This is a genomic window from Pseudaeromonas pectinilytica, from assembly GCF_054780855.1.
The window spans coordinates 35,344-55,217 of the sequence record NZ_BAAGVN010000127.1 but is presented as its reverse complement, the minus strand read 5'-3'; the positions used below and the strand labels follow the sequence as shown (position 1 = coordinate 55,217).

The window sequence follows — 19,874 nt, the reverse complement described above, 5'->3', positions numbered from 1 at the left end:
ACCAAGAGCCCAACAGTGCAAAATCCTGGTTATCGGGTGGGGTGAAAATAGTCAACAACACGTAAAGGGAACAGCGCCGTAAAAGAAGAACCATAGGAGTCCACAATGAAGGCAGTGATTTGTCTGTTTGCGATGTTGTTGGCGATGCCGACTTGGGCGGAGATCTCGATCGATTCGAACGGGATCCGCATCAATACTCAGGATGAGCAGGAAGTGAATAAATGGAAGGAGAAGCATCGCAACGATTGCAGCAGCATAAAAATCGGTGAATTGACGATCAAGAGTGATGGCTGCGGCGAGGCCAGTAGTAAATCCAATCGCAGCGTACAGGGTGACAATAATCCGGGACAGGGCCACGACAAGTCCAAGCCCAAGAAGCAGAAGTAAGCTCGCACATCGAGCTTATGAGGTTGCCTATTCAGCCCGGTGTATACCGGGCTGATTGATTTGGGCGGGTTCCTAAAGCAGCTGATAGCGCTGGAAATGAAACCGCCCAGTGCTATCCACATCCGCCAGTCGCAGATTCAGCGGTGAGCTAAAACCCGGCATATCGGTGACCAGGGTATGGAATTCGCCATTTTCGCCGCATGGGTCTACATGAGTGGGCAACTCGGCCAGTAGTTCTGCGGAGTAGTAACGGCCGCAAAAGCGGCCATCCAGCTGACTGGTATCCACGGTGGCGATCCGGGTCTGGATCCCGCGCAGAATGATCTCGTGAGCCAACGCCCAGGTCGAAATGCCCAGCAGGGGAAAGACGCTGGTCCACCCAGCGGGCTCGATGTAACTGCGACGATAGTCGGCAATGCCGTTATGGAACATATCCCCGAACGCCACCGCTTCGATGAGTAGACCACTGCTGGCCAGGCCCTCCACCACACAGGACTGGTAGACCGGATTGGGCGGAAACACGTCCGGCAGCGGGATCGTGACCAGCGGCAGTCCCAGCTGATCGGCTTGTGCCTGCACCACGGGCAAGGGGGTGTGTTGAAACGGCACTCCCTCATCGACATGGGTGGTATAGAGGCCGACGACCTGATAGCGCGGGTCTTCACGCAGGCGCAGCAGGCTCAGTGCCGAGTCTTTGCCGGAAGACCAGCTGACCACGGTGGGGATGGGGGACATAGATGTGCTCCGTATGGGCCAGTTATCCGGCCGATCTCATGCTAGCGGGTTCTGCCGCGCAGGGAGAGGGTGAACTCGCCGCCAAGTATTGGAAATGGGCGGCCGCCAGCATTTTGGCCAGAAAGTGAAATAGATCAAGGTGTCTGGGGAGAGTTTATGTGCTGCTGCTGAAACCCAGACCTCGGGCTGCTATACCTGAAGCACTGGCCATGTTTTGACGTCATGGTGTTGCAACCGGAGCTGCCACAGGAGCACAACATGAGTAAATCCAAATCCAAATCTAAATCCAAAAAAGCCAATAGCGCTGACGCTGTCATACCGGAAGATGGCCGCAAAGCCATGAGCAATCGCGCCTATGAACAGGAACTACGGCATCTGCATGAAGAGCTGGTGAAGTTGCAGCAATGGGTGGTCCATCAGGGGCTCAAGGTCTGCATCGTGTTCGAAGGGCGTGACGGGGCAGGCAAAGGTGGCACCATCAAGGCGATCACCGAACGCGTCAGCCCACGGGTGTTTCGCATCATCGCCTTGCCCGCGCCCACGGAGCGGGAGAAGAGCCAGCTCTACTTCCAACGCTATATCAAGCATATGCCGGCAGCGGGCGAGATCGTGATCTTCGATCGCAGCTGGTACAACCGGGCGGGTGTCGAGCGGGTGATGGGTTTTTGTACCCCCGAGCAGAGCACCAAATTCTTGCAGGGGGTGCCGCTGGTGGAGCGGGCGCTGGTCGAGTCGGGCATTATCTTGCTGAAATACTGGTTGGAGGTGAGCCCGGAAGAGCAGGAGAAGCGGCTGCGGGATCGGATTGATGATGGCCGCAAGATCTGGAAACTTTCACCGATGGATATCAAATCCTACAACCGCTGGGATGACTATACCGAAGCCCGGGACGCCATGTTCGCCGCCAGTGATACCGCTTGGGCGCCCTGGTTTGTGGCGCGTTCGGAAGATAAGAAACGGGTACGCCTGAATGTGATCTCCCATCTGCTGGCGCATATTCCCTATGAGTCCGTCCCCACCGAGCATGTGAAATTACCCAAGCGCAAAATTGGCCGCTACAAGGCGATGGATTATCCCTTCCGGTATATCGCGGAAAAATATTGAAACCGCCCCCTTCGCTCGCGGAACCTCGGCCGCGTCATTGACAATACAGGGCGGCAACCTTCGGGTTGCCGCCCTGTTCATGATATCGACACGGGTATAAAGAGTGGCGAGCGCCGTTCACGCGTTCGGTTCGGGATCGCTTGTGGCGGCGCTTGCTCGTCCTTGTTGTTGATACTGGGCAATCGCTACACGGGTATTGAAGAGCAGTCGCTCCGGGCCCAGAGTCTGGGCGAGTCCGCTATGGCGCACGGTTTCCAGAACATGGGGGCTCAGACCCGCGAGCCATAACTCCAATCCTTGCTGCCGTAGACGCTGCTCCCCTTCGATCAACATCTGCAATGCCGAATATTCCATATCGGGTACCCGGCTCATATCCAGCAGGATGACCTGCGGTTGATAGTGCTGCATCAGTTCGCGCATTTTACTGGCTACATGCTGGGCATTGATAAAGAACAGACGCCCTTCAGGCCGCAGGATCAACAGGCCGTCGAGGGTTTCATCATTGGGGTGCTCGGCCGAGAGTGGGCGTAATACATCGGCTCCGGGTTTGCGGCCGATCACATAGACCTCGGGGTGGGCGGTCTGGCTGGCCAGACCTAGCAGCGAGATGATGATGGCGACCACTATGCCCTGCAACGTCCCCAGCAGCAGCACGCCACAACAGGCGATCAGGGCCCAGCGAAACTCCATGGTGCGGATGCTGCGGATGGCCTTGAATTCCGCAGGCTGGATCAGGCTGACCGAGTAGACGATGACCACGGTGGCCAGGGTGGCATTCGGTAACAGGCCCAACAAGGGGGCCAACCACCACATGGTGGCCAGCGCCACCAGTGCGGTGACCAGGGAGGCGCGTTGACTCATGCCGCCGGTGGCGCGGACCACTGCCGTTTGCGAGGTGCCACCACCGGCCGGCATGGCGCCAAGCAGCGCACCACCGATATTACCGGCGCCGGTGGCCAGCAGTTCCCGGTTGGCATTGATCGTGGGCTCATCGGCGCGGGCAAAGGCACGTCCAGCAGCTATGGTTTCGGTGAAGCTCATCAGGGCAATCCCCAAGGCACCAGGCAGTAATTGCACCACCAGATCCACACTGGGCAGGCTTAAGGACGGCAAACCTTGGGGGATGAGCCCTACGGTAGAGACGCCGAGTGGCTGCAGGGCAAACCACCAGGAAGCCGCGATGCCGACCGCTACGGCGACCAGCGGCGCCGGGGAGTGGGGCCAGAGCCTATCCATGCCGACCAGGATCACCAGCGTCACCACCGCCATCAGCAGGGTCAAACCCGAAGTCGCGGGTAGGGCGAGCCCCAATTGCCACAGATCGTGGAAGAAATTTTGCTTGTCGATATGCACGCCCAACAGCTTGGGTAGCTGATCCAGCACTATCACTAAGCCGATCCCGGTCTTGAAGCCGGTGAGGACCGGCAGGGAGATAAAGTTGGCGACAAATCCCAACCGCAAGAAGGAGGCGGCCACCAGGATCAGGCCGACCAGCACGGTGAGCGTCGCGGTCGCGGTGATCAGCAGTTGCGGATCGCCGTTCGGTACCACCAGCCCCAGCTCGGTGCCAGCCAGGATCGCCAAGGTACTGGTGGAGCTGACGCTCAACACCCGCGAGCCACCGAGCAAGGCATATAGCAGCATGGGGATGAAGGCGGTATAGAGACCGACCGCGACCGGCAGACCCGCGACCGTGGCGTAGGCCATGGCTTTGGGCAGGACCACGGCCGAAGCGGTGAGACCCGCCACCAGATCTGCCGTTTTGGGGTTATGGCCCGAAGGTGTCTGGGCCTTGCTGCTGTTCATGGTGTGCTCCGAATGGAGAGGATGGTGTGTTGAGAATAGTCCAATGCCGGGGTTGGAGCGCTGCCGATGAAATCAGCGAGATATCGAGTCAAAGCTCGTTTTCCGAGTGATCCTTCGCTAAAGTGTGATGCGAGTCGCTTGTCATTACCGGCGAACGAATGTGGTAAGGAATCTTTACATGTTGTCTTTTTTTGAACGGCTTATCCGGCCATTCCCTGCCGAGGAGCCAACCCAGCCCCCCGGAACCCTGTTTGCCTTCTGTCGCCACTATACCAAGGGCATGGAAGTCTACTTGTTGTTGATGTCGGGGCTGACCGCCCTGATTGCCATCGCGGAAGTCTCCCTGTTCGGATTTTTGGGCCAGCTGGTTGACTGGTTGGTGGCCCATAACCCGCAGACGCTATTTGCCGAAGAGGGGATGCGTCTGTTGTGGATGACCCTCTTGATGCTGGTTGGCCTGCCGCTGCTGGTGTTACTCCACTCCTTGCTGGTACATCAGACGCTATTGGGGAATTACCCCATGGTGATCCGCTGGCTGGCACACCGCTATCTGCTCAAGCAGAGCATCTCCTTCTATAGCAATGATTTCGCCGGTCGCATCGCCACCAAGGTGATGCAGACCTCGCTGGCGGTGCGGGAAACCGTGATGAAGTTGCTGGATGTGCTGGTCTATGTGCTGGTCTATTTCACCTCCATGGTGGTGATGGTGGCGCAATCGGACTGGCGCATGATGCTGCCCATGTTGGCCTGGCTGGTGATCTATATCGGCATCCAGTACTACTTTGTGCCCAAGCTGAAAAGGGTCTCTACCGCTCAGGCCGAGTCGCGCTCCATGATGACCGGTCGTATTGTTGACAGCTATACCAATATTCAGACCGTCAAACTCTTCTCTCATACCCGCCGTGAAGCGGAGTATGCCCAGCAAGGGATGCAGGAGTTTATGGATACCGTCTACCAGCAGATGCGTCTGGCGACCGGGATCAGCGTCAGTGTGCAGATGCTCAACTATCTGCTGGCGTTTGCGGTCGCGGCCTTGTCGGTGTGGCTGTGGATGCAAAATGCCATCAGCATCGGTGCTATCGCCATTGCCATCAGTCTGGCATTGCGTCTGAACGGCATGGCGCAATGGATCATGTGGGAAATCAGCGCGCTGTTTGAAAATATCGGCACTGTTGCTGATGGTATGGCGACACTTTCCAAGCCCCAGGAAGTTCAGGACAGTGCCAGTGCCGCTGAGCTGAAACCAGTCCAGGGTGAGGTCAAATTCGAACAGGTGGACTTCCACTATGGCAAGGGCTCCGGGGTGCTGGACCATCTGGATCTGACTATTCGGCCCGGTGAAAAAATTGGCCTGGTGGGGCGCTCCGGGGCGGGCAAGTCGACGCTGGTCAATCTGCTGCTGCGCTTCTATGACATCGAAAGCGGCCGCATCCTGATCGATGGCCAGGATATCAGCCAGGTCTCCCAGGAGAGCTTGCGGGCGCATATCGGCATGGTGACTCAGGATACCTCCCTGCTGCATCGTTCGGTGCGAGAGAACATTCTGTATGGGCGGCCGGATGCCAGCGAGGAGGAGTTGATCGAGGCGGCCCGTAAAGCCGAGGCGCTGGATTTCATCGCCACCTTGTCGGATCCGCAAGGCCGTACCGGCTTTGATGCCCAGGTGGGTGAGCGCGGGGTCAAGCTCTCCGGCGGTCAGCGTCAACGGATTGCGCTGGCCCGGGTGCTGCTCAAGGATGCGCCGATCCTCATCATGGATGAGGCGACCTCGGCTCTGGATTCCGAGGTCGAGGCCGCTATCCAGCACAGCCTGGATACCCTGATGACCGGCAAGACCGTGATTGCCATTGCCCATCGACTCTCGACCATAGCGGCCATGGACCGCCTGATCGTGATGGACAAGGGGCGGATCGTCGAGCAGGGCAGTCATAGCGAGCTGATTGCACTGGGCGGTATCTATGCCCAGCTGTGGGCCCATCAGACCGGCGGTTTCATCGGCCACGATGAGGATGAGCCGGACGAGCAAGGTGAATAACCGCTGGTGCCCCGGTGGCGATGTGTGCTGCTGGGGTGTCGCGATGTGGATAAAGTGTCAGCGAAGTGCGGAGATCACCAGCAAGTTGCTGGTTTGTTGCGCAAACGGTGCGAGTCATCGCAATAACTGCTTGCAGCCAAATCAGATCCTGCTAGTATTCGCCGCATCAGACGCGGGGTGGAGCAGCATGGTAGCTCGTCGGGCTCATAACCCGAAGGTCGTAGGTTCAAATCCTGCCCCCGCAACCAGTTTGAAAGAAGGCCCGGAACGAAAGTTCCGGGCCTTTTTGCTATGCGGGATTATTGGCCTGCGTTGCACGGAAGCGGGACTGCCCATACGGTAACGGCTACTGTTGACCATGGGCGCACTGGCACCTGTCCGAGCCGGAACTTGCCACGGCTAGCCGATATACGGGTTGATAAATAGAGTCTGCTGGACTTGGTCCAGGATGGCGGCGAGGCCTATTGCCGCAGAATTCGGCACATTGCTGCTTTGTTGGGCAAATGAACCATTGCCGGGCAATAAGCCATTGACCTGCTTCAAGATCGTGTTAGGATGCACCACATCGGACGCGGGGTGGAGCAGCATGGTAGCTCGTCGGGCTCATAACCCGAAGGTCGTAGGTTCAAATCCTGCCCCCGCAACCACATTCAAGAGGCCTGAAACGTATGTTTCAGGCCTTTTTCGTTGCTGCGTTTTATCGCCTTGGGTCAACTCGGGGTTGCTCTTCTAGGCGCTTATCTTAGTCGGCGCTCGTCCTGACGCTCAGGATCCCTTTATTCTGTTTGCCCGCACGCTTCCGGCTTGAGGCTTGGGTCCGCCAAGTCCGTGCCGGTGGGGTCGGTTGCCTGCTCCTGAGCGAGCTTGCGCTGATAATCCTGCTGCAGCAGTGGCAGAGCCGCCAGCACGGTAGCAGCCGGGATCCGGTTATTCTCTAGCAGTTCAATCAAATCGACCGCCAAGACCACATGGGCTGGCGCCTGTTGTAACGACATAAAACCCTCTCGATATGGATCCTGAGTCCCACAGCTGGCGTGTAGATAAAAAATAGCCCAGCGAGCATGATGCTGGCTGGGCAAAGACACAATGTTTAATTGCAGTGGCATATATATAGAGCCCGCATTGGCCGAATAGTTCACCGCTTTTGGAAAAATTTAAACAAAAAAGTAATGAACTTGACGGCACCCTGGCTTGCGCTAGTTTTAAACAAACGTTTAATTCGAGGTGAGCATGGCCAGCCACGATACCTGCACTCGTATTCTCGATGCGGCCGAGCGTTTGTTTGCCGAGCACGGCTTCTCCGAGACCTCCCTGCGCGATATTACCCAATTGGCCGAGGTCAACCTGGCCGCTGTGAACTACCATTTTGGCTCCAAACTCGGACTGATCCAGGCGGTTCTGGATCGCTATCTGGCGCTCTACATGCCGGAGTTGGATCAGGCGCTACAGCAGCCTTGTGATCATGATTCCCCCATCCGCGAATTATTGCGCGCCTTTATGGTTCCCTTGCTGGGGCTGGCCCGAGTCAAAGCCGATGCGCCCATGCTCTTTATGCAACTACTCGGTCGCGGCTATATCGATCGGCAGGGGCATCTGCGCACCTTTATCACCCAACGCTACGGTGCTGTGCTGGCTCAGATCCAGCGTCGGTTTGCTCAGGCGCTACCGGGGTTGAGTGAGGAGGTTTTATTTTGGCGTCTGCACTTCGCACTGGGCTCCAGCGTGTTTGTGATGTCCTCCTTTGATGCTTTGCGCGAGATAGCGCAGGCTGATTTTGGTCAACAGGCGGATTTGGAATTGCTGCTGGAGCGGATACTCCCTTTTCTGGCTGGGGGATTTAGCGGCGATAACGCCCTGGCTTGTCCTGCCACCGATTGTGACGAGAGGTCGCTATGATCGAACTACTGCTACTGGTCGTACTTGGGGTTGGCGTTGCAGGCTATTTCTTGCTGACGGTACCTCGTTGGCGCCTGTGTTATCTGTCGACCCCCTTCTTTGCTTTCTTCAAACGGGTGTTGCCACCGCTGTCACCGACCGAGCGCGAGGCGATGGAGGCGGGCACCGTCTGGTGGGATGGGGAACTCTTCAGCGGCAAACCGGATTGGCAGGCCTTGCATCGTTTTCCCAAACCACAGTTGCGGGAGGATGAAGCGCAGTTCATCGCCGAGGTGGTGGATCCGCTGCTGGCTAGGCTCAATGATTTTTCCATCATCAACCAGCACCGGGATCTACCGCCCGAGGTGTGGCGCTATCTGGCGGATCACGGCTTCTTTGCGCTGATCATTCCCAAGGAGTATGGTGGTAAAGGCTTCAGTAACTTTGCCAACTCCACCATCGTCAGTCGTATTGCGACCCGCAGTCTGAGTGCGGCGGTCACCGTGATGGTGCCCAACTCACTGGGGCCGGGCGAATTGTTGCTCCATTACGGTACCCCGCAACAAAAAGAGTACTGGTTACCTCGCCTGGCCCGTGGCGAGGAATTTCCCTGTTTTGCACTGACCGGCCCCGAAGCGGGCTCTGATGCCGGAGCCATCCCCGACAAGGGCGTGCTGTGCAAGGGCATGTGGCAAGGGGAGGAGGTGATTGGTATCCGCCTGAGTTGGAATAAGCGCTATATCACGCTGGCACCGCGTGCCACCGTACTGGGTCTGGCGTTCAAACTCTACGATCCCGACCATCTGATGGGCGATGTTACCGAGTATGGCATCACCTGTGCCCTGATCCCGACCACCCATCCCGGTGTGCAAGTCGGGCACCGCCACTTCCCCATGGGGCAGGTGTTTATGAATGGCCCGACCTGGGGGGATAACGTCTTTATTCCCTTGGAGTGGATCATCGGCGGCTGGCCTTATGCGGGTAAAGGCTGGCGCATGCTGGTGGAGTGTCTGTCCGCGGGGCGGGGTATCTCCTTGCCGGCATTGGGGGCGGCGTGCGGCCATATTTCAACCCGGACCACCAGTGCTTATGCCTATGTGCGGCGGCAATTCGGACTCTCCATCGGCCGCTTTGAAGGGGTGCAGGAGGCGCTGGCCCGCATCGCCGGATTAACCTACCAGCTTGAAGCGACACGAAGGCTGACCACCACAGGTCTGGATCTGGGGGAGCGGCCGGGGATTGTCACCGCGATTGCCAAATATCATATGACCGAGCAGGCGCGGTTGATCCTGAACGATGCCATGGATATCCATGCCGGCCGGGCGGTACAACTGGGGCCGAATAATTATCTGGGGTACCACTATATGGGTATCCCGATTGCTATCACGGTGGAGGGGGCCAATATCCTGACCCGGAACTTGATGATCTTCGGTCAGGGAGCAACCCGCTGCCACCCCTATGTCTATCGGGAGATGGAGGCTGCGGCTTGCGCCGATGCTCAAGAGGGGTTGCTACGCTTCGATGCCTTGTTGGCGCAGCACATTCGCTTTGCACTGGGCAATGTCGGCAAGGGACTGCTCTCCGGCCTGAGCCTCGGCAAGTTTGAATCCAGCCCGGTCAGCGGCCCCACTGCCTGCTACTACCGGCAACTGACCCGCATGAGCCGGGCGTTGGCACTTTGTACCGATGTCAGCATGTTGCTATTGGGAGGCGAGCTCAAACGTCGGGAAATGCTCTCCGCCCGCCTCGGCGATGTGTTGAGTCATCTGTATATGGCTTCGGCGACCTTGAAATATTATGAGGATGAAGGGCGCCAGAGTGCCGATCTGCCCTATCTGCATTACGCGCTGCGGCGCAGTCTCTGGCTGATGGGACTGGCGTTGCAGGGGGTGTTCGACAATCTGCCAACGGTCCCAGGCATGCTGCTCAAGCGGATTATCTTCCCGTTCGGCATTCGCTATCGTCCGGTGCGGGATAGTACCGTCAGTGCCATCTGCCGGGACATTATGCAGCCCTCGGCGCTGCGGGATCGCATCAGTGCCCTCTGTTTCTGGCAAGAGCAGGAGCAAGATCCTATCGGTCGTGTCGAGCTGGCGTTTCGAGCCATGCTGGCGGTGCAACCGCTGGAAAAACGCCTGCATGACGCACAAAAACAAGGCTCTTTACCTCCTAAGCTGCCGTTGGCCGAGCTGATCCCGTTGGCTCAAACGGCGGGGCTGGTTTCGGAAGCCGAGGCGACCGCATTGCGCGAGGCCGAGCGGTTACGCTATGCCGCCTTGCAAGTAGACAGTTTTGCACCCGGCGAGCTGGAGCAGATGGGCTGTGACAGGGCAAGGGAGTCGTAGTCCACTGGCCACTGGTCGCAAAACCATCAAGAAGCCGGGGTCGTGGACGAAAAGCAGAGTGTTGACGGCATGGATGCCGTCATCAAGCCTACAGGGATGTATTCATGGCGTCTCTGCATTCGTCCTGACTCCGGCTTGCCCATGTGAGGTTTTTACTCCAAGCAACAGGTAACTGAGGCAGAGTCATAAAAAAAGCCAGTCACAAGACTGGCTTTTTTTCGTGCAAGAGAACGGTCGCGATTATTCGACGGTGAGGATCTTGCAGGTGTTGGTAGAGCCTGTGGTTTCAATCTTGTCGCCGTGAGTGAACAGCACCAGATCACCTGATTTCAGGTAACTCAGGCCCTTGAGCACGTCCAGGGCATCTCGGCACACATCCACCACCGGCTTGCTTTCGTCGCCGTCGAAGAACACGGGCGTCACGCCGCGATACAGGCTGGCCCAGTTCAGGGTTTGCTGGTGGCGGGAGAGGGCGAAGATCGGCAGACCGGAGCTCAGACGGGACATCAGCTGCGGCGTGGTGCCGGACTCGGTGATGGCGACAATCCCCTTGATACCGGCCATATGGTTGGCGGCATACATGGTGGACATGGCGATGGTCTCTTCCACCGAGGTAAAGGTGTAGTTCATGCGGTGGTTGGAGACGTTGACGCTCGGATGCTTCTCGGCACCGACGCAGACGCTGGCCATGGCGGTGACGGTTTCAATCGGGAAATCACCGGCGGCAGTTTCTGCCGACAGCATGACCGCATCGGTACCATCCAGCACGGCGTTCGCTACGTCCATGACTTCGGCACGAGTCGGCATTGGCGACTTGATCATGGACTCCATCATCTGGGTCGCAGTGATCACCACGCGGTTGAGACGACGCGCGGTACGGATCAGTTTCTTCTGTACGCCCATCAGCTCGGAGTCACCGATTTCCACACCCAGGTCACCACGGGCAACCATCACCACATCAGAGGCCAGAATGATGTCTTCCATGGCTTCATCGGTCGCGACGGTTTCGGCGCGCTCGACCTTGGCGACGATTTGCGCGTTGCAACCGGCTTCACGAGCCAGTTCACGGGCATAGTTCAGATCGGCACCGGAGCGGGGGAAGGATACAGCCAGATAATCAACGCCCATCAGTGCGGCGGTCTTGATATCTTCTTTATCTTTGTCGGTCAGCGCTGGAGCCGACAGGCCACCACCTTTCTTGTTGATGCCCTTGTTGTTGGACAAAGGACCGGCCACTGTCACAGTGGTATAGATGCGGGTGCCTTCGACGCGATCGATCAGCAGTTGTACGCGGCCATCATCCAGCAATAACAAGTCGCCTGCGACCACGTCCTGAGGCAGGGTTTTGTAGTCGATACCCACTTGATGCTGATCGCCTTCGCCCTTGCCGAGTGCGGCGTCCAGGACAAATTTGTCACCGATAGAGAGAAAAATCTTACCGTCTTTGAAGGTGGACACCCGGATCTTGGGGCCTTGCAGATCGCCCAGAATGGCAACGTGCTTACCGAGACTCGCTGCAAGTTCGCGGACCTGTTTGGCGCGCAGAATATGATCTTCGGCGGTACCGTGGGAGAAGTTCATGCGCACCATGCTGGCGCCAGCCTTGATAATGCCTTCCAGCACGCCAGGACGGTCGGTGGCAGGGCCCATGGTGGTCACGATCTTGGTTCTTCTTAACATTTAGGACTCCAAAGAGAAGTGTTAATAGCGATTCATGAATCCAGCGGTGCAGGTGCACGCCATTTCAGTGCACTGTGTGGTTGCTCGTAGCAACTATTACAAAGCGTTTCAGTGACGCTGCACAATGTATTGAAATGTAATTTGAAAACGATTCTACACCATGCGCGTGAGCAACGGTATAGCAAGCCTTGTAAAACAGGCCTCGCATGGAGGCCTGTTTAGCAGTGATTAGTTATGCAAATTATCAAAGCGGGAATCCTTGATCCCCTCCTTGACCTTCTTCAAATTCTCGCGGAACTTGATGCCGCGCCGCAAGGTAAAACCGGTGGCCAGCACATCGATCAGCGCCAACTGCGCAATGCGCGAAGCCATCGGCAGATAGACATCGGTATCTTCCGGCACATCCATCGACAGCACCAGATTGCATTCGCGCGCCAGTGGCGAATCCTTGGCGGTGATGCCAATGACGGTTGCATCATTCAGGCGGGCCAGATGAGCAATTTCGACCAGCGCCTTGGTCCGGCCGGTGTGGGAGATCACCACCACCACATCGCCTTCGCTGCTATTGATGCAGCTCATGCGCATCATCACGATGTCATCGAAGCAGACTACCGGGATGTTGAAGCGAAAGAACTTGTTCAGGGCATCATGGGCCACAGAGGAGGAGGCACCGAGACCGAAAAAGGAGATTTTTTTAGCCTGGGTCAGCAGATCGACGCAGCGGTTGACCATGCTGGTGTCGAGGCTGTTTTTGGCGACATCCAGGCAAGCAATGGTGGATTCGAAGATCTTCGAGGTATAGGCGTCCGGGCCATCGTCTTCTTCGACGTGCAAATTGACGTAGGGGGTGCCGTTGGCCAGACTCTGCGCCAAATGCAATTTGAAGTCTGGGAAACCTTTGGTATCCAGACGACGGCAGAAGCGATTGACGGTTGGCTCACTGACGTCGGCCATTTTTGCCAGGGTAGCGATGCTGGAGTGGATGGCAGTTTGTGGTGCTGCCAGGATCACCTCTGCGACTTTGCGCTCGGATTTACTGAAACTATCCAGATTTTTAGTGATTTTTTCCAACGTGTTCATGACGACATCTCGTTATTTTTATCTGCCGCCCGGCAGAGCTTGGTTATGACAACCGATTGATATGGCTGTGTATTCTGAGCCTGAATTGTGCATGATTTGACACAGCTCATCAGCGAGTCTGGCTGGTAACTTCCTAACAAGGAATAAAGTTATCAGAGATTTTCGACCTCGGGCACTATTTTGTAATTAAATTACGACATTTTGTATCGTCTGTTCGTTTTGCTGTGATCCGTGCCCTGTTTATCAACGGCCAGTGCAGTTAAAATTGCGCGTCTTAAATACTCGGACCCGATCCGGGATATAAAAAATCAATTACAGAAGAGTCAGAACACAACAAGGAGATTTCTATGGCAAGCTTTGCTTTGGTTGGGGATGTGGGCGGCACCAATGCGCGTCTGGCACTGTGTGCCATGGATTCAGGCGCTATTTCTCAAGCCAAAACCTATTCCGGTCTCGATTATCCCAGCCTTGAGGCGGTGATCCAGGTCTACCTGCAAGAACACAATACCCAGGTCGAAGATGCCTGCATCGCCATTGCCTGTCCGATCAAGGGTGATTGGGTGGCGATGACCAACCACACCTGGGAGTTTTCCATCGCTGAGATGAAAGCCAATCTGGGGCTCAAGCATCTGGAAATCATCAACGATTTCACCGCTGTCTCCATGGCGATCCCGGTGCTCTCTGCGGATGACAAATTGCAATTTGGCGGTGCCGATGCACAAGCGGGCAAACCGATCGCCGTCTATGGCGCCGGTACCGGTCTGGGCGTCGCCCATCTGGTCAATACCGGGGAGCGCTGGATGAGCTTGCCAGGGGAAGGTGGCCACGTCGATTTTGCTCCCAACAGCGAAGAAGAAGATGCAGTTCTGCATGCCTTGCGTGCCGAAGTCGGTCATGTCTCGGCCGAGCGTCTGCTGTCAGGCCCTGGTCTGGTTAACCTCTACCGTGGTCTGGTGCTGGCCGATGATCGGACACCGGAAGCCTTGCAGCCGAAGGATGTCACCGAGCGCGCGTTGGCCGATTCCTGCACCGATTGTCGTCGTGCTTTAAGCCTGTTTTGTGTACTGATGGGCCGCTTTGGCGGTAATTTGGCACTGAATATGGGAACCTTCGGCGGTGTCTACATCGCTGGTGGCATAGTTCCGCGCTTCCTGGAGTTCTTCAAGTCCTCCGGTTTCCGCGTGGCCTTCGAGGACAAGGGTCGTTTCCAGAGCTACCTCAAGGATATCCCGGTGTTTCTCATCACCCATGACAATCCGGGTCTGCTAGGCTCTGGTGCTTATCTGCGTCAGAGCTTGGGGATCAAGCTGTAAGATGGTTGTCCTGGATAAAAAAGCGCCGCATGGCGCTTTTTTTATGCTCAACTGGATGACATGGGTGCGGCAGTAGAGCTGCGCAGCACCAGATCCGGCTCCAGGCGCAGGGTGCGAGCGGGCAGCTGTGGTTGCTGGATCCGCTCCAGCAAGGATTGCACGGCCAATTGGCCCAGCTCCTGTTTGGGTTGGCTGATGCTGGTTAGCGGCGGATTGAGGTAGGCGGCAAAGGCGATATTGTCATACCCGATCACCGATATATCGTGGGGCACCGAGAGCCCTTGCTCCTGCAGAGCGCGGATCGCGCCCATGGCCATCAGATCATTGCAGGCAAAGACGGCAGTGGGAGGCGTCGGCGATTGCATGAGCCGGCGCATGGCCTGATATCCCCCCTCACAATCGAAATCCCCATGGCCGATCAGCGCCTGGTCGATAGGCAGTTTTGCCTCTAGCAGCGCCTGTTGGTAACCGGCCAGCCGTTCGAGGGCGGGTTGCTTATCTTGCGGACCCGTGATGATGGCAATTTGTCGGTGCCCTAGCTCAATCAGATGTCGGGTGGCCAGATAACCCCCCCGTTGAGAGTTGTCCTGAATGCGATCACTGTGTGGCATGGCGGGACCCCAATCCATGACCACCAAGGGCAGATCCTGCTGCAGTTGTAACTGTTCGAATAGGCCGGCATGGGTATCGGTACACATCACCAGCAGGCCGTCGATGCGTTTACGGATCAACATCTGCAGATAGGAGCTTGCGGTCTGCGCGTTGCCTTCGGTATTGCACAGGATCAGGTTATAGCCCTGGCTGAAACAGTAGCGTTCGACGCCGCGTACCACCTCGGCAAAAAACGGATTGGTCGAGGATGTGACCAGCATGCCGATGCTGTTGGTGGTCTGGACTTTGAGGCTGCGTGCCACGGCGCTAGGGGCATAGTTGAGCTCACGCATGGTCAACCAGACTCGCTCGCAGGTGCTGGGTGCGACAAAGCGCGTCTGGTTGATGACGTGGGATACAGTCGCAGTCGAGACACCAGCCCGCTCGGCGACTTCCTTGATCGTTGCCATCTCTATTTCCTTTCTACCAGCCCGATGGGCAGCTAGTCGTGCGGGTGAGAAGCCAGAAACTCTTCGACTTCACGGCGGGTCGGGATCGAGGTCTGCGCGCCGGGTCGAGTCACCGAGATGGCGGCGGCCGCATGGGCAAAGCGAATGGCGGCGTCCATGTCCTCACTGCGTTGTAACTCGGCCAGTAGGGCGCCGTTAAAGGTATCGCCAGCGGCCGTGGTGTCGATGGCGTCGACGCGGAATCCCGGCACGAGTTTACCGACTCCCTGCTGGCTATACCAGACTCCGGCCTTGCCCAGAGTGATCATGACTTCCGATATACCCAACTGGTGGAACTTGGTGGCCGCTGCCGCGGCGCTTGGAGCATCGGTCACCGGGATGCCGGTCAGTAACTCGGCCTCGGTCTGATTGGGGGTAATGAGATCGACTTGGGCCAACAGTTCCACCGGCAACGAGCGAGCGGGAGCCGGGTTGAGGACGACTTTGACCCGGTTGGCATGAGCCAGTTCGATGGCGGCCGCAACGGTATCCAGCGGCACCTCCAGTTGCAGCAGCAGGGTGTCGGCGGCTAGCAAGATAGGCTTGTGTTGGGCTAAGACTTCGGGGGTGAGTGCTCCATTGGCTTCGGGGGAGATACCGATGCTGTTTTCGCCGTGATCGGCGACATAGATGATGGCAATACCGGTGGGCAGTTGTGGATCGACACTGACTCCCTGGACATCCATGCCATCGGCTTGAAAACCGGCATACATCTGCGCACCGATGGCATCTTGGCCTATCCGCGCGATGAAGCCGATATCGGCACCCAGACGAGCCGCAGCCACGGCCTGATTGGCTCCCTTGCCCCCGGGGACTATGCGATAGCCTCGGCCGGTGACGGTCTCACCGGGGCGAGGGAAGTCGGTAACTTGCAACACATGATCGGCATTGACGCTACCGAGAACGACGAGTTTACTCATGACGGCTCCTTGATTAGGCCTTTTTCCTATGGCTTGACAACCTCAGGCCATAGGAAAAACGGAGGGTGGCTATCGGCCCCAGCCGCCAGATAGAGCGACGACTGGGGCAGGGGACTTATTGACTGACGACTTGCAATGGCACCGGGATATATTTCTCGACAGCCTCACCCTTGAGCACCTTGTCGGCGGTTTCCACGCCAATGGCGCCGATCAGGGCGGGTTGTTGCGCCACGGTGGCGCCGAGCTTGCCGCTCTTCACCGCCGCCTTGCCATCATCGGTGCCATCAAAACCGACGATCAGCACTTGCTTGCCCGCCGCCTGAGTGGCACGCAGGGCGCCCAGTGCCATCTCATCATTCTGAGCGAACACCGCCTTGACGTCCGGATGGGCGGCCAACAGGTTTTCCATGACATTCAGTCCCTTGGTGCGGTCAAAGTCGGCCGGTTGCGAGGCCAGCACCTTGAAGCCATTGGCTTTTACCGCTTGGGCAAAGCCTTCACCCCGATCTCGAGCGGCAGAGGTTCCGGCAATCCCTTCTAACTGGATGACGTCGATATTCTTGCCCAGCTTGCTGGCGATGAAATCACCCGCCATCTTGCCGCCGGCGATGTTATCGGAGGCGATATGTGCCTTGACTTCACCGACGTTGGCGCCGCGATCCAGGGTCAGTACCGGGATCCCGGCCTTATTGGCCAGCATGATGGCGTTGCCGACGGCCGCCGAGTCAGTCGGGTTGACCAGGATGGCGCTGACTTTACGCACCGCGAGATCTTCGACGTTAGCTAGCTCCTTGGCGGGATCATTTTGCGAGTCCAGCACCACCATCTGGTAGCCCAGCTCTTTGGCCTTGGCTTCGGCCCCCTCTTTCAAGGTAACGAAGAAGGGGTTATTCAGCGTTGAAACAACCAGCGCCATGGATTGTTCAGCGGCTTGAGTAGCGGCACTCAAGGACATCACGGCAACGGCAATCAGGGTAAGCATCTTGTTCATTTTGCAGTTCCTTATTACTTGGTTGTGGTTTTGGTATCGACCATGACCGCCAGCAAGATCACCGCAGCTTTGGCGATCATCTGGTAGTAGGAAGAGACGTCGAGCAGGTTTAACGCGTTGTTGAGAAAACCGATGATCAGGGCGCCGATCAGGGTGCCCATGATGCGCCCCTTGCCGCCCATCAGGCTGGTGCCGCCGACGACAACGGCGGCAATGGCGTCCAGCTCATAGCCCATCCCGGCGGTCGGTTGCGCCGAGGAGAGACGTGAGGTGACGATGAGTCCGGCAAGGGCGGAGAGGGCTCCACACAGGGTATAGACGGCGATCTTGACGCGATCGACATTGATACCGGAAAGGCGGGTGGCCGATTCGTTACCGCCGAGCGCATAGATGTAGCGACCGAGGCGGGTATGGTTGAGCAGGTACCAGGCCAGGGCGAAGACCAGTGCCATGATCCAGATCGGTACTGGAATGCCGAGCCAGTAGCCGGTGCCTAATACAGCAAAGGCATCGGAATTTTCACTAAAGCCGGTGGAGATCGGACGGCCATCGGTAAAGACCATGGTAAAGCCACGCAATGCTGTCATGGTGACCAGTGTGGCGATGAAGGCTTGTACCTTGCCCTTGGCGATGATAGCGCCACTGATACCACCGAGCGCGGCGCCTGCCAGCAATGCGGCTGGAATCGCGATGATGACCGGCAGATCAGCGGCGACCATGGTGGCGGCTAAAGCGCCAGTCAGTGCCAGAATGGAGCCGACTGACAGGTCGATCCCCGCCGTCAAAATAACCAGCGTCATGCCGACGGCGATGATGGCATTGACCGAGGTTTGCCGGAGGATGTTCAACAAGTTGTCGGGAGTGAAGAAGTTCGGACTCAGGAACGATACCACCAGGATCAGCACCAGGAGGGCGATCAGCGATTTTTGTTCAATGAGCCAGGCTTTGAAACGCGGCGCTGTGGCCGCTGGCGATGGAGTAGTTGTCATCATGGTTATACGGCCTCTTGATAAACCTTGCCGATGGCTGCTGCCATCAGACGTTCCTGATTTGCGTCGCGGCTGGCGAATTCGGCGCTGATCCGGCCTTCATGCATCACCAGGATCCGATCACTCATGCCGAGCACTTCGGGCATCTCCGATGAGACCAGAATGATGCTCATGCCCTCTTGCTTGAACTGATTGATCAGTTGATAGATCTCCTTTTTGGCACCGACATCGACCCCCCGGGTCGGCTCATCAAGGATCAACACCTTAGGCTTGGTCATCAGCCCCTTGGCAATGGCGACTTTTTGCTGATTGCCACCGGAGAGGTTCTTGATCAACTGCTCCTGGGTCGGCGTCTTGATGTTGAAGAGACGGATGAAGTCGCCGACTGCTTGGCGCTCATCGGCGCGCCGGATGTAACCACCGCCACCGACGAAGATCGGCAGGGCACACAGGCTCATGTTTTCGCGGACCGACAGCTCCAGCACCAGACCATCACCCTTGCGATCTTCCGAGATATAGGCAATCCCGCACTGCAGCCCGTCGGCCGGGCTCTGGGGGGCGATCGGTTTGCCATACAGAGATAGGGTTCCGGCGTGGCGGGGCAGGGCGCCGTAAATCATCTTCATCAACTCACTGCGCCCTGAACCCATGAGGCCCGAGATGCCAAGGATCTCCCCCTCCTTGAGCTCAAAGCTGATGTCGTGGATCCCGGCGCCACAGATGCCCTGCAGGGCCAGACTGATGCGTCCTGGCTTGACTGGAATACGCGGGTATTGCTCTTCGAGTTTGCGGCCGACCATCATCTCGATGATGCCATCTTCGTTGAGCTCGCTGACGGGGCGCTCGCCGATAAACCGGCCGTCGCGCAGGACTGTCACATCATCACAGATCTGGAAGATCTCTCGCAGCCGGTGCGAAATGTAGACAATGCCGCGCCCCTCATCCCGCAGCTCACGGACCACGGTGAACAGCCGCTCGGTCTCGGTATCGGTCAGGGCATCTGTGGGCTCATCCATGATGATGACCTTGGATTCGAAGGAAATGGCTTTGGCGATCTCAACCATCTGCTGCTCGCCGATACTCAGATCGCCCAGACGGGTACGAGGCCCATGTTTGACCCCCAGCTTGTCGAGCAGACGCTGTGCCTCGGCGTATAGGGCCGACCAGCGGATCTTACCCAAAGGTCCCATGGGTTCCCGGCCGAGGAAGATGTTTTCGGCAATCGACAGCTCGGGGATCAGATTCAGCTCCTGGTGGATGATGCTGATGCCCTGATCCTGGGAGTCTCGTGGACCACTGAACCAGCGGGTTGTTCCCTGATAAGTCAGGGTGCCGGCATCGGCCTGATAAATTCCGGTCAATACTTTCATCAGGGTGGATTTACCGGCGCCGTTTTCACCCAGCAGAGCCATGACGCGGCCTGGATAAACATTGAGTCCGGCCTGATCCAGCGCTTTGACGCCAGGGAATTGCTTGTCGATACCGTGTAATTCAAGGACTGCTTGCATAGAAAC

16 protein-coding genes, 2 tRNA genes and 1 pseudogene are annotated in these 19,874 nt (G+C 57.4%); 8 read left to right on the top strand and 11 right to left on the bottom strand.

Annotation, left to right across the window (positions count from 1 at the left end):
- The first annotated feature begins 105 nt into the window (after positions 1-105).
- Positions 106-387: a hypothetical protein gene (locus ACYVG7_RS09470; RefSeq protein WP_460882893.1), complete on the top strand. Its 282-nt coding sequence runs from the start codon at positions 106-108 to the stop codon at positions 385-387.
- A 72-nt stretch (positions 388-459) separates the two neighbouring features.
- On the opposite strand, the gene ACYVG7_RS09465 is transcribed toward ACYVG7_RS09470, so the two are convergent.
- Positions 460-1,122: a Dph6-related ATP pyrophosphatase gene (locus ACYVG7_RS09465; RefSeq protein ID WP_460882892.1), complete on the bottom strand. Its 663-nt coding sequence runs from the start codon at positions 1,120-1,122 to the stop codon at positions 460-462.
- 258 nt (positions 1,123-1,380) lie between these two features.
- On the opposite strand from ACYVG7_RS09465, the gene ppk2 reads away from it, so the two are divergent.
- Positions 1,381-2,226: a polyphosphate kinase 2 gene (gene ppk2, locus ACYVG7_RS09460; RefSeq protein ID WP_460882891.1), complete on the top strand. Its 846-nt coding sequence runs from the start codon at positions 1,381-1,383 to the stop codon at positions 2,224-2,226.
- 117 nt (positions 2,227-2,343) lie between these two features.
- Here the strand turns inward: ppk2 and ACYVG7_RS09455 are convergent, their stop codons facing one another.
- A complete protein-coding gene (locus ACYVG7_RS09455; RefSeq protein WP_460882890.1) occupies positions 2,344-4,032 on the bottom strand; it encodes a SulP family inorganic anion transporter in 1,689 nt (562 codons plus the stop codon).
- Positions 4,033-4,210: 178 nt separating this feature from the next.
- Between ACYVG7_RS09455 and ACYVG7_RS09450 the strand changes: the two genes are divergently transcribed.
- Together ACYVG7_RS09450 and ACYVG7_RS09445 are read left to right on the top strand one after the other, a co-directional pair.
- Positions 4,211-6,067: an ABC transporter ATP-binding protein gene (locus tag ACYVG7_RS09450; protein ID WP_460882889.1), complete on the top strand. Its 1,857-nt coding sequence runs from the start codon at positions 4,211-4,213 to the stop codon at positions 6,065-6,067.
- Between the two features lie 171 nt (positions 6,068-6,238).
- Positions 6,239-6,315 (top strand) — tRNA-Met (locus ACYVG7_RS09445).
- A gap of 151 nt (positions 6,316-6,466) precedes the next feature.
- On the opposite strand, the gene ACYVG7_RS09440 is transcribed toward ACYVG7_RS09445, so the two are convergent.
- The gene (locus ACYVG7_RS09440) at positions 6,467-6,655 is read right to left on the bottom strand and encodes a hypothetical protein (protein WP_460882888.1); all 189 of its coding nucleotides are present in this window, start codon (positions 6,653-6,655) and stop codon (positions 6,467-6,469) included.
- On the opposite strand from ACYVG7_RS09440, the gene ACYVG7_RS09435 reads away from it, so the two are divergent.
- Positions 6,638-6,714: transfer RNA gene (locus ACYVG7_RS09435), tRNA-Met, on the top strand. The genes ACYVG7_RS09440 and ACYVG7_RS09435 overlap by 18 nt on opposite strands.
- Before the next feature lie 213 nt (positions 6,715-6,927).
- Here ACYVG7_RS09435 and ACYVG7_RS09430 read toward each other — a convergent pair.
- Positions 6,928-7,062: pseudogene (locus ACYVG7_RS09430) on the bottom strand (DUF2496 domain-containing protein); the annotation flags it as partial.
- Positions 7,063-7,297: 235 nt separating this feature from the next.
- On the opposite strand from ACYVG7_RS09430, the gene ACYVG7_RS09425 reads away from it, so the two are divergent.
- Both ACYVG7_RS09425 and ACYVG7_RS09420 read left to right on the top strand, forming a co-directional pair.
- The gene (locus tag ACYVG7_RS09425; protein ID WP_460882887.1) at positions 7,298-7,963 is read left to right on the top strand and encodes a TetR/AcrR family transcriptional regulator; all 666 of its coding nucleotides are present in this window, start codon (positions 7,298-7,300) and stop codon (positions 7,961-7,963) included.
- Positions 7,960-10,287 (top strand): acyl-CoA dehydrogenase, encoded by a 2,328-nt coding sequence (locus ACYVG7_RS09420; RefSeq protein ID WP_460882886.1) that lies wholly within the window; start codon positions 7,960-7,962, stop codon positions 10,285-10,287. Before ACYVG7_RS09425 ends, ACYVG7_RS09420 begins: the two co-directional genes overlap by 4 nt.
- 240 nt (positions 10,288-10,527) lie before the next feature.
- Here ACYVG7_RS09420 and pyk read toward each other — a convergent pair whose 3' ends face one another.
- Positions 10,528-11,967, bottom strand: a complete 1,440-nt coding sequence (gene pyk, locus ACYVG7_RS09415; RefSeq protein ID WP_460882885.1) for a pyruvate kinase — start codon at positions 11,965-11,967, stop codon at positions 10,528-10,530.
- 228 nt (positions 11,968-12,195) lie between these two features.
- Complete coding sequence (locus tag ACYVG7_RS09410) at positions 12,196-13,047, bottom strand: MurR/RpiR family transcriptional regulator (protein ID WP_460882884.1); 852 nt, start codon at positions 13,045-13,047, stop codon at positions 12,196-12,198.
- Between the two features lie 341 nt (positions 13,048-13,388).
- Here ACYVG7_RS09410 and glk point away from each other — a divergent pair, with 341 nt between their 5' ends.
- Entirely contained in the window at positions 13,389-14,360 is a 972-nt protein-coding gene (glk, locus tag ACYVG7_RS09405) for a glucokinase (RefSeq protein WP_460882896.1), read from the top strand.
- A 47-nt stretch (positions 14,361-14,407) separates the two neighbouring features.
- Here glk and ACYVG7_RS09400 read toward each other — a convergent pair whose 3' ends face one another.
- From ACYVG7_RS09400 to rbsA, 5 genes are all read right to left on the bottom strand, one after another.
- Positions 14,408-15,421 carry a substrate-binding domain-containing protein gene (locus tag ACYVG7_RS09400; protein WP_460882883.1) on the bottom strand — a complete coding sequence of 338 codons (1,014 nt, stop codon included), beginning with the start codon at positions 15,419-15,421 and terminating at the stop codon, positions 14,408-14,410.
- A 32-nt stretch (positions 15,422-15,453) separates the two neighbouring features.
- Positions 15,454-16,380, bottom strand: a complete 927-nt coding sequence (rbsK, locus tag ACYVG7_RS09395; protein ID WP_460882882.1) for a ribokinase — start codon at positions 16,378-16,380, stop codon at positions 15,454-15,456.
- Positions 16,381-16,495: 115 nt separating this feature from the next.
- Positions 16,496-17,371, bottom strand: coding sequence for a ribose ABC transporter substrate-binding protein RbsB (gene rbsB, locus ACYVG7_RS09390; protein WP_460882881.1), 876 nt, complete (start codon positions 17,369-17,371; stop codon positions 16,496-16,498).
- A gap of 14 nt (positions 17,372-17,385) precedes the next feature.
- Entirely contained in the window at positions 17,386-18,360 is a 975-nt protein-coding gene (gene rbsC / locus ACYVG7_RS09385) for a ribose ABC transporter permease (protein ID WP_460882895.1), read from the bottom strand.
- Positions 18,361-18,365: 5 nt separating this feature from the next.
- Entirely contained in the window at positions 18,366-19,868 is a 1,503-nt protein-coding gene (gene rbsA, locus ACYVG7_RS09380; protein ID WP_460882880.1) for a ribose ABC transporter ATP-binding protein RbsA, read from the bottom strand.
- Between the last annotated feature and the right edge of the window lie 6 nt (positions 19,869-19,874).

What these genes read in the sequence shown, in the direction of transcription:
- ACYVG7_RS09410 (WP_460882884.1), bottom strand. Translation starts at nt 13,047, where the DNA reads ATGAACACGTTGGAAAAAATCACTAAAAATCTGGATAGTTTCAGTAAA.
- ACYVG7_RS09465 (WP_460882892.1), bottom strand. Translation starts at nt 1,122, where the DNA reads ATGTCCCCCATCCCCACCGTGGTCAGCTGGTCTTCCGGCAAAGACTCG.
- ACYVG7_RS09450 (WP_460882889.1), top strand. Translation starts at nt 4,211, where the DNA reads ATGTTGTCTTTTTTTGAACGGCTTATCCGGCCATTCCCTGCCGAGGAG.
- ppk2 (WP_460882891.1), top strand. Translation starts at nt 1,381, where the DNA reads ATGAGTAAATCCAAATCCAAATCTAAATCCAAAAAAGCCAATAGCGCT.
- ACYVG7_RS09470 (WP_460882893.1), top strand. Translation starts at nt 106, where the DNA reads ATGAAGGCAGTGATTTGTCTGTTTGCGATGTTGTTGGCGATGCCGACT.
- ACYVG7_RS09425 (WP_460882887.1), top strand. Translation starts at nt 7,298, where the DNA reads ATGGCCAGCCACGATACCTGCACTCGTATTCTCGATGCGGCCGAGCGT.
- rbsA (WP_460882880.1), bottom strand. Translation starts at nt 19,868, where the DNA reads ATGCAAGCAGTCCTTGAATTACACGGTATCGACAAGCAATTCCCTGGC.
- rbsB (WP_460882881.1), bottom strand. Translation starts at nt 17,371, where the DNA reads ATGAACAAGATGCTTACCCTGATTGCCGTTGCCGTGATGTCCTTGAGT.
- pyk (WP_460882885.1), bottom strand. Translation starts at nt 11,967, where the DNA reads ATGTTAAGAAGAACCAAGATCGTGACCACCATGGGCCCTGCCACCGAC.
- ACYVG7_RS09455 (WP_460882890.1), bottom strand. Translation starts at nt 4,032, where the DNA reads ATGAACAGCAGCAAGGCCCAGACACCTTCGGGCCATAACCCCAAAACG.
- ACYVG7_RS09440 (WP_460882888.1), bottom strand. Translation starts at nt 6,655, where the DNA reads ATGCTGCTCCACCCCGCGTCCGATGTGGTGCATCCTAACACGATCTTG.
- rbsK (WP_460882882.1), bottom strand. Translation starts at nt 16,380, where the DNA reads ATGAGTAAACTCGTCGTTCTCGGTAGCGTCAATGCCGATCATGTGTTG.
- ACYVG7_RS09420 (WP_460882886.1), top strand. Translation starts at nt 7,960, where the DNA reads ATGATCGAACTACTGCTACTGGTCGTACTTGGGGTTGGCGTTGCAGGC.
- rbsC (WP_460882895.1), bottom strand. Translation starts at nt 18,360, where the DNA reads ATGACAACTACTCCATCGCCAGCGGCCACAGCGCCGCGTTTCAAAGCC.
- ACYVG7_RS09400 (WP_460882883.1), bottom strand. Translation starts at nt 15,421, where the DNA reads ATGGCAACGATCAAGGAAGTCGCCGAGCGGGCTGGTGTCTCGACTGCG.